The following is a 12,965-nucleotide window of genomic DNA, read 5'->3' as shown; positions in this document are numbered from 1 at the left end:
GCGTGCGAGGTTGCGCCGACTCGGCGCTCAGATGTGGCCGGCCAGCAGCGCGATGCCGGCCCGGAGGCCACCGACCAGGTCACCCTGGGCGAACGAGCTCCGCATCGTCTCCGCGGCGAGGGTCGCCTCAGCGTCGGAGAGGGTCCGGCGCACCCAGCCACCGGTCACGATCTCGAGCAGCCGACGCTCGGGGTCGACGACGATCATGATGCTGCGGGCGGGCGCGACCAGGGTGTTGTGCAGCTGCGTCGCGAACGCGTGGGGGTCGGAGCCGTCGACCGGGCCGACGTACACCGAGAACTCGGCACGGGACGCGAGCTCCGCCTTGCGGATCGACTCCTCGACGGCGTACCGCTGTCCTGTCGTCAGGCGCTCACCAACGGGCACTTGCTCCACCGGCTTCCGAGGTCTCGCTGTCGGGCGCGGCCAGCTCGGCGGTGCCCTTGCGGGGGCCGCCCAGCCACTGGCCGCCGGCATGGCCTCCGGTGATGCCCTCACCCTTGACCAGCCCGGGCAGCGCGGCCAGCAGGCTGATCACGATGGCGAGAGCGACCGGGATCGCGACGATCAGGACGAGCAGGTGGCCCCAGCTCATCTCGGCCGGGTCGCTCCAGCCCTCGGGCACGTCGGCCAGGGCCGGACCGGTGAGGACGGCGGTGGCGGCGACGAACGAGCCGACCGTCACGACGGTCCGGCGCACGCGGGTCTGCAGCGGGGTGGTCACGTAGGTCACGATATCGGCTCGGGGCCCGACACCTGAACCGGGGACGTGGCTGGGTGCCCTTGAGTGGGGGTCGCCATACTGGGCCGCATGCTCACGACGGCCCCCACCGCCATGACCACCGCACTCACGAATTCCCTCACCGCGTCCACCTCCGGCACCCACACCGGCTGGTTCGACCGTGTCTCGACCTGCTCGAAGGGCGAGGACATCTGCCAGCAGGTCCTCCAGTGGACCGGCAGCCAGCGCGCCGCTGATGCGTCCGACCTCATGATCGGCAGACCGCTCGCGATCCTGGGGCTCGCCCTGCTCGCCCTGGTGATCCGATGGGCGCTGTTCAAGGTCGTCGACCGGGTCGTCAAGAAGGCCGGCGCCGGCGTCCTCCCCGACCGGCTCAGCGACCGGTTCGCCAGCGCGAACGCAACCCGCCGCGTGCAGCGCGCCAAGACCATGGGCGACCTGCTCAAGAGCGTGATCACCGGCATCCTGATCGCCGTCTTCGGCACCATGATCCTCAGCGAGGTCGGCGTGAACATCGCGCCGATCATCGCCAGCGCCGGCATCGTCGGCATCGCGCTCGGCTTCGGCGCACAGTCCCTGGTCAAGGACTTCCTGTCGGGCGTCTTCATGATCTTCGAGGACCAGTACGGCGTCGGCGACGTCATCGACCTGGGTTCCGGCACCTCCGGCACGGTCGAGGCGGTGTCGCTGCGCGTGACGCGGCTGCGCGACGTCCACGGCACCGTCTGGTACGTCCCGAACGGGGAGATCCTGCGCGTCGGCAACATGAGCCAGAACTGGGCGCGCGCCATCGTCGACGTGACGGTCGGCTACCGCGAGGACCTCAACAAGGTGATCGGGACGCTCCGCGACATCGCCGAGGACCTGTGGCAGGACGAGGACTTCACGCAGATCATCATCGAGCAGCCCGAGGTGACGGGTGTCGAGACGCTCGGGCCGGAGACGGTCGGCGTACGTGTCATGGTGAAGACGGAGCCCATGGAGCAGTGGAAGGTGGCCCGCGAGCTGCGGTCGCGGATCAAGGCACGCTTCGACCACGAGGGCATCTCGATCCCCGTCACGCCGCGGGTGATGTGGCAGGACGGGTCGACACCGCCGAGCACCTGACCGCCGGGCACCTGACCGAGCACCTGACCGCCGGGCCCGGCGCGTGCGCCGCCGACGCGGCGAGCGTGCGCGCCGGGCGGGGCGGGTTACGCGAGGGCGGCGTCGAGCGTGATGGTGGTCCCGGCGAGCGCCTTCGAGACCGGGCAGTTGGCCTTCGCGTCCTCGGCGAGCGAGACGAACGTGTCGTTGTCGATGCCGTCGACCTCACCCCGCACCGTCAGCTTGATGCCGGTGATGCCGGTGCCGGGCGTGAACTCCACGTCCGCGCTGACGTTGAGGCGGGTCGCGGGGGTCTGGTTGCTCGCCAGACCGTTGGAGAAGGCCATCGAGAAGCACGACGAGTGCGCGGCCGCGATCAGCTCCTCGGGGCTGGTCTTGCCGTTGGCGGCCTCGGCGCGCGAGACCCACGTGACGTCGTACGTGCCGAGCCCGGAGGACTCGAGCGTGACCTTGCCGGCACCCTCGAAGAGGGTTCCTTCCCAGACGGTCGTTGCGGTGCGGGTCGTAGGCATCTGCGATCTCCCTTGGCTGTGTTGATCGACGGCCGATCGACGGCCGATCGACGGTTCGATCGATGGCTCGATCGATGGGGGGACGGGGTCGAAGCCGATCCTTACACGCCTGTGGGCGAGAATGGATGGGTGACCGAGCAGCAGGCAGCCAGCTTCTACGACGAGATCGGCGGCCACGAGACGATGCGGCGCATCGTCGCCAGGTTCTACGAGGGCGTGGCCGAGGACCCGGTGCTCCGGCCGATGTATCCCGAGGAGGACCTCGGGCCGGCCGAGGAGCGCTTCCTCCTCTTCCTCACGCAGTACTGGGGCGGCCCGACGACGTACTCCGAGAAGCGTGGGCACCCGCGCCTGCGGATGCGGCACGCGCCGTTCGCGGTGACGCCCGAGGCCCGCGACCACTGGCTGATGCACTTCCGCGCCGCCCTGGACTCCGTCGGGCTCCCGCCGGAGCAGGAGGCCCGCTTCTGGGAGTACGTGACCCACGCCGCGCAGTTCATGATCAACACGGCGAGCTGAGATTTCTCCCGACCGGATGTAACGCCCGACGTGCGTGACGACAGGTATCGACCGCACACGATTTTCGTACCTGTCTCGGAGGAGATTCCATGCAGAGCATCAAGGCCCTCGTCGCCACCGGCGCGGTCGTCGCGTCCACCGTCGGAGGCGCGTACGCCGCCGGGGTGGTCAACAAGAACGGCCACGAGGTGAACGGCCACGCGGCCCACGGCCAGGCCGTCGCAGCCGCGGCACGCGCCAAGCACGCCGCCCCCACGGCGTCGGCGTCCGCCTCCGTCTCGGCCGACCCGACCGAGACCGAGACCGCGACCACCGACCCGACCGAGAGCGTGACGCAGACCGCGACCACGGACCCGACCGAGACGGCCACCACGGACCCGACCGAGACGGCCACCGCTGAGCCCACGGCCGCCCAGCACCTCGGCTGGACCCAGGGCAAGCACGTGGGCTGGAGCAAGAACGGCAAGCACTACGGTGTTGGTCACGGCACCGGCAAGCCCGCCAAGACCGCCCACACCAAGGCCCCGAAGCCGACGCACGTCCCCCACCAGAGCGCGACCAACCCGGGCGAAGTCCACTGACCGCGTTCCCCCTCGACTGGACTCCACTGAGAATGGCCCCCATGCACGACCGACCCGAGCTCCGCGCCGACATCCCGGCGCTCGAGCCCGACGCCGTCCTGCTCGGTCAGCTCGTGGAGCTCAGCACGGCGAGCACGGCCGCGGCGACAGTCCGTCGGACGCTGCGACCGGTCCGGGCGCTGGCCACGGGGGTGGCGGCGCTCGGGCTGGTCGGGGCGACGACGTGGATCGCGGGCGCCCTGCCCGGGGTCCCTTCGCCCATCGCACCGGGACATACGCCCCGGCATGCGCCCACCGCGCCCGCCACCCCGAGCCGCACCGGTGACGCCCACGTCCCGAGCGCGGCAGCAAGTCCCTCGTCCGACGCCTCGCGTCCCCACGCCGAGGCGTCGGACGTGGCCACACCCGGCGCGAGCCCTGCGTGGAGCCCGCCCGGCAAGCCGTCGGAGCAGCCGACCGGGACGGGTGGGGGCCGCGCCGTCGGCCACAGCCCGAGCAAGCATCCGGACAGCGGCCGTCACGTCGGTCAGCACAAGCCGAACCGCGGCCACGTCAAGGGCACGCAGGGCAAGAGCCAGGAGCACTCACCACCCACACCGACGCCAAGCCGCTCCACGGGACAGCCGGACGACCCCACGACCGGTCCGTGAGAGCCGACGACAGCATCGTCGCGGCGGCGAAGCATGGCGACGCGGACGCCTGGCGTGAGCTCTACCGAGCACACGCCGGGCGCTTGCTCGTCTGGCTGCAGCGGCGGCCACTCGCCGACGGCGCGGTCACGGCCGAGGACGTCGCGGCGGAGACGTGGCTGACGGCCGCGAGCAAGGTCGGCGACTTCGCCGGGTCGTCCGACGAGTTCGCCGGATGGCTCTTCGGCATCTCCCGCAACCTGGAGGCCAACGCGCGGCGACGGGTGACCCGCCGCCGCACCGCACCGGTCGCCGAGGTCGAGCCCGACCCGGTGCCCGGGCCCGAGCCGGCGTACGTCGCCCAGGACTGGGTCCGCTCCGCGCTCGCCGAGCTCTCGGAGCGGGAGCGCGACGTGGTCACCTGCCTGGACGTGATCGGGCTCGACGTCGACGCCACGGCCAGCGCGCTCGGGATCAGCCACGTCGCGGTGCGCGTCGCTCGCCACCGCGGCCTCAAGCGCCTGCGCGGACTGGTCGGCGAGCCGTCCGGAGCCATGCGGTAGCTCAGCCGGGCGTGATCGCCGCGAGCACCTCACGAAGCTCGGCGGGCGGCTCGGTGCTGCGTTCGGTCGCTGGGTCGAAGAAGACCATGACGTGGCGCGCCCGAGCCAGCAGCTCCTCACCCGCCAGGATCTCCGCCTCCATCACCATCGAGGTGCGGCCGAGCCTCGAGATCCAGGTGTAGACGTCGTACGGCTCCGACCGGAAGAGGATCGGACGGCGGTAGACGACGTCGGACTGCGCCACCACCATCGACGGCGTCGAGGCCGCGTCGGTGCGTTGCCGCAGCTTCCCCATGCAGGAGACGCGCGCCTCCTGGAAGTACTCGAAGTACTTCACGTTGTTGACGTGTCCATAGGCGTCCACGTCGGAGAAGCGGACGTGCAGCGGGTAGCGCCCGAGCTCGGTGTGGTGCGACTCGCCGAAGGTTGCCTTGGGCGTCGCCGCTGGCTCGAGGTAGACCTCCAGAGAGTCCCGCTCCTCGGGCGTGATGCGTCGCGGCCGCTCGGTCGCGAAGACGTACGGCGCCAGCACGCTCGTCGCGCGCAGGTGGACCGTGCGCTCGCCGTCGGTCTCACGGAAGACCTCGTAGGCCATCGTGAAGCTCGCCTGGCGGATCTCGGTCACCCAGACCTCGACGAGGACCGGCGAGAAGTCGAACATCAGGGGTGCCACGTAGTGCACCTGGTGGCTGACCACGACGACGCCCTCCGCCAGGTGGTCCGTCTGCTGGCTGCGCGCGTGGATGCGCAGCATGTCGACCCGCGCCTCCTGCAGGTAGTCGACGTAGGTGACGTTGTTGACGTGGCCGAGCATGTCGAGGTCGGCCCATCGCATCGGGCACTCGTACAGATGACGCACGTGGGTGAGTGTGTCATCGCCCCGCCGGCTGGGCCGACCGCTGTCCATGTAGCGTTTCTCGCGACCGTCGTTACTTGCGAGTACTCACTGGAGTGTGCCATGCCCGAGGCCGTCATCGTCTCCGCGACCCGCTCGCCCATCGGGCGCGCCAACAAGGGGTCCCTCAAGGACTTCCGCCCCGACGACCTCGCCGCGCTGGTCACGAGAGCGGCGCTGGACAAGATCCCGCAGCTCGACCCGAACACGATCGACGACTTCCTGCTCGGCTGCGGGCTGCCCGGGGGCGAGTCCGGCAACAACATGGGCCGGATCGTCCCGGTGCTGCTGGGCTACGACGACGTCCCGGGCACGACGGTGACCCGCTACTGCTCCTCGTCCGTGCAGACGACGCGGATGGCCTTCCACGCGATCAAGGCCGGAGAGGGTGACATCTTCGTCTCGGCTGGAGTCGAGACCGTGTCCCGCTTCGCCAAGGGCACCTCGGACCACTGGCCCGACACCAACAACCCGCGCTTCGCCGACGCCACGGCACGCACGAGGGCGACGGCGGAGGCCGGAAGCGCGGAGACCGGTGCGTGGCGCGACCCGCGCGAGGACGGCCTGCTGCCTGACGTCTACATCGCGATGGGCCAGACGGCGGAGAACGTCGCATCGCTCCGCGGCCTGGACCGCAAGGAGCTCGACGAGTTCGCCGTCCGCTCTCAGAACCTCGCCGAGAAGGCGATCGCCGACGGGTTCTGGGCACGTGAGATCACTCCCGTCACCACCCCTGACGGCACCGTCGTCACGGCCGACGACGGGCCGCGGGCCGGGGTCACGTACGACGCCATCTCGCAGCTCCAGCCCGTCTTCCGGCCCGACGGCGTCGTCACCGCCGGCAACTGCTGCCCGCTCAACGACGGCGCCGCGGCGGTCGTGATCATGTCCGACACCAAGGCCGCCGAGCTCGGCATCACCCCGCTCGCCCGCATCGTCGCCACCGGAGTCTCCGGCCTCTCCCCCGAGATCATGGGCCTCGGTCCCGTCGAGGCCTCGAAGAGGGCCCTCGCCAACGCCGGCATGTCGATCGGCGACATCGACCTCGTCGAGATCAACGAGGCCTTCGCCGCGCAGGTCGTGCCGTCCTACCAGGACCTCGGCATCGACATCGACCGGCTCAACGTCAACGGCGGCGCGATCGCGGTCGGCCACCCGTTCGGCATGACCGGCGCCCGCCTGCAGAACACCATGCTCAACAGCCTGGACTGGCACGACAAGACCACCGGACTCATCACCATGTGCGTCGGCGGCGGCATGGGCATGGCGCTGATCCTCGAACGGATGTGACGGCTCCCCCCCGCCCCGTCTCGAACGGATCCGGCATCGCCTCTGGAACAATGGCGGGGTGACTGAGCGGACCCGTTGGCTGGAGCAGGATCAACAGCGGTCCTGGCGCGCCCTGTTGATGGGGATGACCCTGTTGCAGGACCGTCTCGACGCCGACCTGCGGCGACGCTTCGACCTGTCACTCCCCGAGTACGAGGTCCTGGTCCGGCTCTCGGAGAACGGCGGGCAGCTCCGGATGGCGCAGCTCGCTGACGCCATGGCGCACAGCCGCTCACGCGTCACCCACACGATCAGCCGGATGCAGAAGTCGGGCCTGGTCGAGCGGACCGAGTCGCCCGAGGACGGGCGTGGCGTGGTCGCCAAGATGACCGACGAGGGCATGGACCTGCTCGTCCGGGCCGCGCCGGTCCACGTGACCGGCGTGCGCGACTATCTCCTCGACCTGGTCTCCCCCGACGACTTCGCCGCCGTCGGCCGTGTCTTCGACGCGGTCTCCGACCACCTCGTCGAGTGTCACCCGGCGATCGAGATGCGCAACCCTCCGGCCACCTGAGCCCGAGTCGGCGCATCCTCGCAGCATCGGGAGCCCGAGTCGGCGCATCCTCGCAGCATCGGGAGCCCGAGTCGGCGCATCCTCGCAGCTCGTCTGCGAGGATGCGCCGACTCGGCGCTCTCAGAACGTCAGGACGCGCCGACTCGGCAGTGGGTCAGTCGCGGGTGAGGCGGCGGTGCGTCACCCGGTGCGGACGGGCCGCCTCGAGGCCGAGCCGCTCGATCTTGTTCTCCTCGTACGACGCGAAGTTGCCCTCGAACCAGAACCACTCACCCTCGTTGTCCTCGGTGCCCTCCCAGGCGAGGATGTGGGTGGCGATCCGGTCGAGGAACCAGCGGTCGTGGGAGGTGACCACGGCGCAGCCCGGGAAGTCCAGGAGCGCATCCTCCAGGGCCGACAGAGTCTCGACGTCGAGGTCGTTGGTCGGCTCGTCGAGAAGCAGCATGTTGCCGCCCATCTTCAGCGTCAGGGCCAGGTTGAGACGGTTGCGCTCTCCACCGGAGAGGACGCCCGCCTTCTTCTGCTGGTCAGGACCCTTGAAGCCGAACGACGCGACGTAGGCGCGGCTGTTCATCTCGAAGTTGGCGACCTTGATGAAGTCCAGGCCGTCCGAGACGACCTCCCAGACGTTCTTGCTCGGGTCGATGTTCGCGCGGCTCTGGTCCGCGTAGGAGATCTTCACGGTCTGCCCGACGACCAGCTCGCCGGTGTCGGGGGTCTCGTTGCCGGTGATCATGCGGAACAGCGTCGTCTTGCCGACACCGTTGGGCCCGATGACGCCGACGATTCCGGCGCGCGGGAGGCTGAAGGAGATGTCGTCCCACAGGGTGCGGTCGTCGAACGACTTGGTCAGACCCTTCGCCTCGAGGACGATGTCACCGAGCCGCGGACCGGCGGGGATGTTGATCTCGGAGGTGTCGATCTTGCGAGCGCGCTCGGCCTCGGCGGCGAGCTCCTCGTAACGGGCCAGACGCGACTTGGACTTGGTCTGGCGCGCCTTGGCGTTCGACCGGACCCACTCGAGCTCCTTCTCGAGCATCTTGGCGCGCTTGGCGTCCTTCTGCCCCTCGATCTTGAGGCGCTCCTTCTTGGTCTCCAGGTAGGTGGAGTAGTTGCCCTCGTAGGGGTGGGTCTTGCCGCGGTCGAGCTCGAGGATCCACTGGGCGACGTTGTCGAGGAAGTAGCGGTCGTGGGTGACGGCGAGGACGGCGCCGGGGTACGACGCCAGGTGACCCTCGAGCCACTGGACCGACTCGGCGTCCAGGTGGTTGGTCGGCTCGTCGAGCAGCAGCAGGTCGGGCTGCTGGAGCAGCAGCTTGCACAGGGCCACGCGGCGACGCTCACCACCGGAGAGGGTGTCGACGACCGAGTCCGGCGGGGGGCAGCGCAGCGCGTCCATGGCCTGGTCGAGACGGGAGTCGAGGTCCCAGGCGTTGGCGTGGTCGAGGTCGGTCTGCAGGTCGCCCATCTCGGCGAGCAGCTTGTCGAAGTCGGCCTCCGGGTCGGCCATGGCCTCGGAGATCTCGTTGTAGCGGTCGAGCTTGCCCTTGATCTCGGCGACGGCCTCCTCGACGTTCTCGAGCACCGTCTTGCCCTCGGTGAGCGGTGGCTCCTGCTGCAGCATGCCCACGGTCGCACCCGGGTCCAGCAGCGCGTCGCCGTTGTTGGCCCGGTCGAGCCCGGCCATGATCTTGAGCAGCGACGACTTACCCGTGCCGTTCGGGCCGACGACGCCGATCTTCGCGCCGTGCAGGAACGAGAGGGTGACATTGTCGAGAACGACCTTGTCACCGTGGGCCTTGCGCACGTTGCGCAGGGTGAACACGTATTCCGCCATGGTCAGCAAGCCTAGTTGAGAATGTCGCTGGGACCTGATCGGGGCCTCGGGTGCGGTCAGGCCGCCGACGGGTCGGAGCGCCAGTCGCGGACCGCGTCGGCCTGCGGCTCTCCCGCGGTGGCGGCCTCCGCGGCCACGGCCTCCTCGCGCTGCGGCTTCTCGTTGCGGGCCAGCCGGGAGGTGCCGTGGCGCAGATCGTGCCCGACCGTCGTCGCCTCGATCTCGAGCGTGAGCCGCTCCGACCCGTCCTGGGCCGCCCAGGTCGACACGTTCAGACGGCCGACGACCGACACCGCGTCGCCCTTGACGAGCGAGCCTGCGACGTTGCGGGCCATGCCCCGCCAGGCGTTCACGGTGTACCACTGCGTCTCTGCGTCGACCCACTCACCGGTCCGCCGGTTGAAGTAGCGCGGCGTGCAGCCCAGCCGGAAGGTCGCGACCTCGGTGTCACCGGCCTTCTTCAGAGACACGGTGCCGCCGACGAAGCCCTGCACGGTGATGTTGGTGTCGTTCATGGTTCCACTCCTCGGATCGGGTGCGAGCCCGGCGGGCCGCCTCGTCACCGACCCTGCGCGCCACGACCGACACCTCCCGTTCCGCGGCCCGTGAGCTGGGGAGAACACGGCAGCGGGCCGCCCTGTGGAGACAGAGCGGCCCGCTGCGGGTCGTGCGAGCAGGCTCAGGCGAGCCCGTTCTTCTTCAGCCAGTCACTGGCCACCTGCTTGGCCGTGGGCTTGGAGTCGGCGGCGAACGCCGTGTTGAGCTCGAGCAGCGCATCCGTCGTCAGCTTGGTGGACACGCTGTTGAGCACCTGGGTGACCTTGTCGCTGTCGGCGTCGTCACGGATGAGCGGGACGACGTTCTGCGCGGCGATCATGCTCTTCGGGTCCTCCAGCGTCACCAGGTTGTTCGCGGTGATGGAGGGCGTCGTCGAGTAGATGTCGGCGACGTCGACCTGCCCCGACGTGAGTGCCTTGAGCGTGGCGGGGCCGCCACCGTCGTTGATCGGCGTGAAGGAGATGTCCTTGATGCCGTAGAACTTCTCCAGGCCCGGGATGCCGTAGGCCCGGGTCTTGAACTCCGGGTTGGCCGCGAGCTTGAGGCCCTTCACCTTGGCGAGGTCCGCGATCGAGGTCAGACCGTTCTTCTGGGCGAAGTCCGAGGTGACGTTGAGCGAGTCCTTGTCCTCGCCCGGCGCCGGGTCGAGCACCTTCAGCCCGCTCGGCACTGCCTTGCCGAGGGCGGCGTTCACGTCGGTGGGAGACGTGGCGGTCGCGTTCGGGTCGAAGTAGGTCAGCAGGTTGCCGGTGTACTCGGGGACGAGGCCGATCGTCCCGTCCTTGATCGCGCCGATGTAGGCCTCGCGAGCACCGATGTCGAGCTTCGTCGACGCGTCGATGCCCTTCGCCGACAACGCCTGGGCGTAGATCTCGGCGAGGATCTCGCTCTCGCCGAAGGCGGCGGAGCCGACCACGATCGACTTCGAGGACCCACTGCCGCCCGAGCCCGAGCTGGACTTGGTCGGGTCGCTGCCACCACAGGCCGCGAGGCTGAGGGCGAGCACGGCGGCGGTGAGACCGCCGAGGGTGCGGGTGAGCTTCATGGTCGTTCTCTCTTCTCAGATGGTGACTGAACGGTTCAGGCTGGAGCGAGTCGTTGAAGCAGCGCGAATGCCCCGTCGAGCGCTAGTGCGAGCACGACGACGATGAGGGAACCACCCAGGATCTGCGGATAGTCCCGGATAGCGACGCCGTCGATGACGTAGCGGCCGAGCCCGCCGAGGCCGATGTAGGCCGCGATCGTCGCTGTGGCGACGACCTGGAGCACCGCGGAGCGGAGCCCACCGAGCAGCAGCGGCAGACCCAGGGGGACCTCGACACGGGCGAGCACCTGCCACTCGGTCATGCCCATGCCGCGCGCGGCGTCGACGGTACGGGGGTCGACCGACTCGATCCCCGCGTACGCGCCGGCGAGCAGCGGTGGGATCGCCAGGACGACGAGCGCCGTGATCGGCGGGGTCAGGCCGATGCCTCGCCACAGCACCACGAGCGTCAACAGGCCGAGCGTCGGGAGTGCGCGCAGTGCTCCCGTGAGCGCGACGGCCACGCCACGGAGCCGCCCGGTGTGCCCGATCCACAGGCCGAGCGGGACGGCGATGACCACGGCGATGACAACGGTCAGCGCGGTGTACCCGATGTGCTGGAGCAGCCGGTGCGGGATGCCGTCCTCGCCGTGCCAGTTGGTGCTCGTGGTGAACCAGCCCCACGCCTCGTTGAAGACGCCCATCAGGCGGTCCTTCCTCGCGCCCAGGGCAGCAGCATGCGACCGACGAGGACCCAGCACCCGTCGAGCACCAGGGCGAGCGAGACGACGAGCACCATGCCGACGATGATCTCGGTGGTGAAGTAGCGCTGGAAGCCCTCGGTGAACAGCGAGCCGAGGTTGCTCACCCCGATGAGCGCGCCGACGGTCACCAGGCTGACGGTCGAGACGGAGGCGACCCGGATCCCGGCGAGCATCGCGGGGCCGGCGAGTGGCAGCTCGACACCGAACGCCCGCTGCCAGCGGGAGTAGCCGCTGGCCGACGCCGCGTCGAGCACCTCGGCCGAGACCTGCCCGAACGCGTCGGCGACCGTGCGGACGAGCAGCGCGACGGCGTACAGCGTCAGTGTGATCGCCACGTTGATCGGGTCGAGGAAGCTGGTCCCGATGATGCCCGGGATGATGACGAGCAGCGGCAGCGACGGCAGCGAGTAGAGCACTCCACCCAACGTCAGGGCCGGCGCCCGGAAGCGGTGATAGCGGCTCGCCCACCAGCCCAGCGGCAGCGCCAGCAGGAAGCCGATGACAACTGGTACGACGCTCAGCCACAGGTGCTGCCAGGTGAGCTCGACGAGCCGGTCGGCGTTCGCCTTGACCCAGGTCATGGCGCAAGAACGCCCGTCGCGCGGCCCTGCTCGTCGACGACCACCTGCTGGCCCTCGACCTCCTCGATCCGGAGCTTGCGGTGGCCCTTGTCAAGGCCGACGAAGCTGCGCACGAAGTCGTCCGCCGGTGAGGCCAGGATCTCCGCCGGCGTCCCCACCTGCGAGACGATCCCGCCCTTGCGGAGGATCACCACCTGGTCCCCGAGGAGGAACGCCTCCTCGATGTCGTGGGTGACGAACACGATCGTCTTGCCGAGCTCCTGCTGCAGCTCGACCATCTGGTGCTGCAGGTCGGCGCGCACGATGGGGTCGACGGCGCCGAACGGCTCGTCCATCAGCAAGATGTTGGGGTCGGCGACGAGGCCACGGGCGACGCCGACGCGCTGCTGCTGGCCACCGGAGAGCTGGCCGGGATACCTGCGCGCGAGCCCCGCGTCCAGGCCGACCCGCTCCAGCGCCTCGAGGGCTCGCTTGCGCGCCTCGCCCCGCGACACACGAGCCAGGCGCAGCGGCGTCGCGACGTTGTCGATGACCGTGCGGTGCGGCAGCAGCCCCGCCTGCTGCATGACGTAGCCGATGCTGCGACGCAGCGCCACCGGCTCACGCGTCGCCACATCGACGTCGTCGATGAGGACCTGTCCGGCGGTCGCGTCGACCATCCGGTTGACCATCCTGAGCAGGGTCGTCTTGCCACACCCGGACGAGCCGACCAGGACGGTCGTGCTCCGCGACGGGATGACGAGGCTGAAGTCCTCGACGGCAGTCGTCCCGTCGCCGTAGGTCTTGCCGACGGATCGGTACTCGATCACG

At 69.8% G+C, this 12,965-nt stretch carries 17 protein-coding genes; 7 read left to right on the top strand and 10 right to left on the bottom strand.

Annotation, left to right across the window (positions count from 1 at the left end):
- Window positions 1–27: 27 nt before the first annotated feature.
- Both ABD205_RS18210 and ABD205_RS18205 read right to left on the bottom strand, forming a co-directional pair.
- On the bottom strand, window positions 28–396 hold the full coding sequence (locus tag ABD205_RS18210; protein ID WP_344047277.1) for a DUF5130 family protein: 369 nt from the start codon (window positions 394–396) through the stop codon (window positions 28–30).
- Complete coding sequence (locus ABD205_RS18205; protein WP_344047275.1) at window positions 374–724, bottom strand: hypothetical protein; 351 nt, start codon at window positions 722–724, stop codon at window positions 374–376. Before ABD205_RS18205 ends, ABD205_RS18210 begins: the two co-directional genes overlap by 23 nt.
- Before the next feature lie 87 nt (window positions 725–811).
- Between ABD205_RS18205 and ABD205_RS18200 the strand changes: the two genes are divergently transcribed.
- Entirely contained in the window at window positions 812–1,849 is a 1,038-nt protein-coding gene (locus ABD205_RS18200; RefSeq protein ID WP_344047273.1) for a mechanosensitive ion channel family protein, read from the top strand.
- Between the two features lie 86 nt (window positions 1,850–1,935).
- Here ABD205_RS18200 and ABD205_RS18195 read toward each other — a convergent pair whose 3' ends face one another.
- Window positions 1,936–2,361, bottom strand: a complete 426-nt coding sequence (locus ABD205_RS18195) for an OsmC family peroxiredoxin (protein ID WP_344047272.1) — start codon at window positions 2,359–2,361, stop codon at window positions 1,936–1,938.
- A 129-nt stretch (window positions 2,362–2,490) separates the two neighbouring features.
- On the opposite strand from ABD205_RS18195, the gene ABD205_RS18190 reads away from it, so the two are divergent.
- The 4 genes from ABD205_RS18190 to ABD205_RS18175 all read left to right on the top strand — a co-directional run bounded on the left by ABD205_RS18190 (window position 2,491) and on the right by ABD205_RS18175 (window position 4,653).
- Window positions 2,491–2,880: a globin gene (locus tag ABD205_RS18190; protein ID WP_344047270.1), complete on the top strand. Its 390-nt coding sequence runs from the start codon at window positions 2,491–2,493 to the stop codon at window positions 2,878–2,880.
- Between the two features lie 89 nt (window positions 2,881–2,969).
- A complete protein-coding gene (locus ABD205_RS18185; protein ID WP_344047268.1) occupies window positions 2,970–3,461 on the top strand; it encodes a hypothetical protein in 492 nt (163 codons plus the stop codon).
- A 41-nt stretch (window positions 3,462–3,502) separates the two neighbouring features.
- Window positions 3,503–4,111 (top strand): hypothetical protein, encoded by a 609-nt coding sequence (locus tag ABD205_RS18180; protein WP_344047266.1) that lies wholly within the window; start codon window positions 3,503–3,505, stop codon window positions 4,109–4,111.
- A complete protein-coding gene (locus tag ABD205_RS18175) occupies window positions 4,108–4,653 on the top strand; it encodes an RNA polymerase sigma factor (protein ID WP_344047264.1) in 546 nt (181 codons plus the stop codon). Before ABD205_RS18180 ends, ABD205_RS18175 begins: the two co-directional genes overlap by 4 nt.
- Before the next feature lies 1 nt (window position 4,654).
- Here the strand turns inward: ABD205_RS18175 and ABD205_RS18170 are convergent, their stop codons facing one another.
- Complete coding sequence (locus ABD205_RS18170) at window positions 4,655–5,512, bottom strand: acyl-CoA thioesterase (RefSeq protein ID WP_344047262.1); 858 nt, start codon at window positions 5,510–5,512, stop codon at window positions 4,655–4,657.
- A gap of 99 nt (window positions 5,513–5,611) precedes the next feature.
- Between ABD205_RS18170 and ABD205_RS18165 the strand changes: the two genes are divergently transcribed.
- Together ABD205_RS18165 and ABD205_RS18160 are read left to right on the top strand one after the other, a co-directional pair.
- Entirely contained in the window at window positions 5,612–6,838 is a 1,227-nt protein-coding gene (locus ABD205_RS18165) for an acetyl-CoA C-acetyltransferase (protein ID WP_344047260.1), read from the top strand.
- A 58-nt stretch (window positions 6,839–6,896) separates the two neighbouring features.
- Window positions 6,897–7,391, top strand: a complete 495-nt coding sequence (locus ABD205_RS18160) for a MarR family winged helix-turn-helix transcriptional regulator (RefSeq protein WP_344047258.1) — start codon at window positions 6,897–6,899, stop codon at window positions 7,389–7,391.
- Window positions 7,392–7,545: 154 nt separating this feature from the next.
- Here the strand turns inward: ABD205_RS18160 and ettA are convergent, their stop codons facing one another.
- The 6 genes from ettA to ABD205_RS18130 form a co-directional block, all read right to left on the bottom strand.
- Window positions 7,546–9,228: an energy-dependent translational throttle protein EttA gene (gene ettA, locus ABD205_RS18155; protein ID WP_344047256.1), complete on the bottom strand. Its 1,683-nt coding sequence runs from the start codon at window positions 9,226–9,228 to the stop codon at window positions 7,546–7,548.
- Between the two features lie 56 nt (window positions 9,229–9,284).
- Entirely contained in the window at window positions 9,285–9,743 is a 459-nt protein-coding gene (gene ssb / locus ABD205_RS18150) for a single-stranded DNA-binding protein (protein WP_344047254.1), read from the bottom strand.
- Between the two features lie 164 nt (window positions 9,744–9,907).
- Entirely contained in the window at window positions 9,908–10,831 is a 924-nt protein-coding gene (locus ABD205_RS18145) for an ABC transporter substrate-binding protein (RefSeq protein WP_344047252.1), read from the bottom strand.
- 35 nt (window positions 10,832–10,866) lie between these two features.
- Window positions 10,867–11,514: an ABC transporter permease gene (locus ABD205_RS18140; protein ID WP_344047250.1), complete on the bottom strand. Its 648-nt coding sequence runs from the start codon at window positions 11,512–11,514 to the stop codon at window positions 10,867–10,869.
- On the bottom strand, window positions 11,514–12,155 hold the full coding sequence (locus ABD205_RS18135) for an ABC transporter permease (RefSeq protein WP_344047248.1): 642 nt from the start codon (window positions 12,153–12,155) through the stop codon (window positions 11,514–11,516). The genes ABD205_RS18140 and ABD205_RS18135 overlap by 1 nt, the downstream gene beginning before the upstream one ends.
- Window positions 12,152–12,964: an ABC transporter ATP-binding protein gene (locus ABD205_RS18130; RefSeq protein ID WP_344047246.1), complete on the bottom strand. Its 813-nt coding sequence runs from the start codon at window positions 12,962–12,964 to the stop codon at window positions 12,152–12,154. Before ABD205_RS18130 ends, ABD205_RS18135 begins: the two co-directional genes overlap by 4 nt.
- Window position 12,965: the final 1 nt, after the last annotated feature.

This window comes from Nocardioides panacihumi, assembly GCF_039530925.1.
Classification (GTDB): Bacteria; Actinomycetota; Actinomycetes; order Propionibacteriales; family Nocardioidaceae; genus Nocardioides; species Nocardioides panacihumi.
The sequence above is the reverse complement of the archived record's forward strand: the minus strand, read 5'-3'. Positions and strand labels throughout refer to the sequence as shown.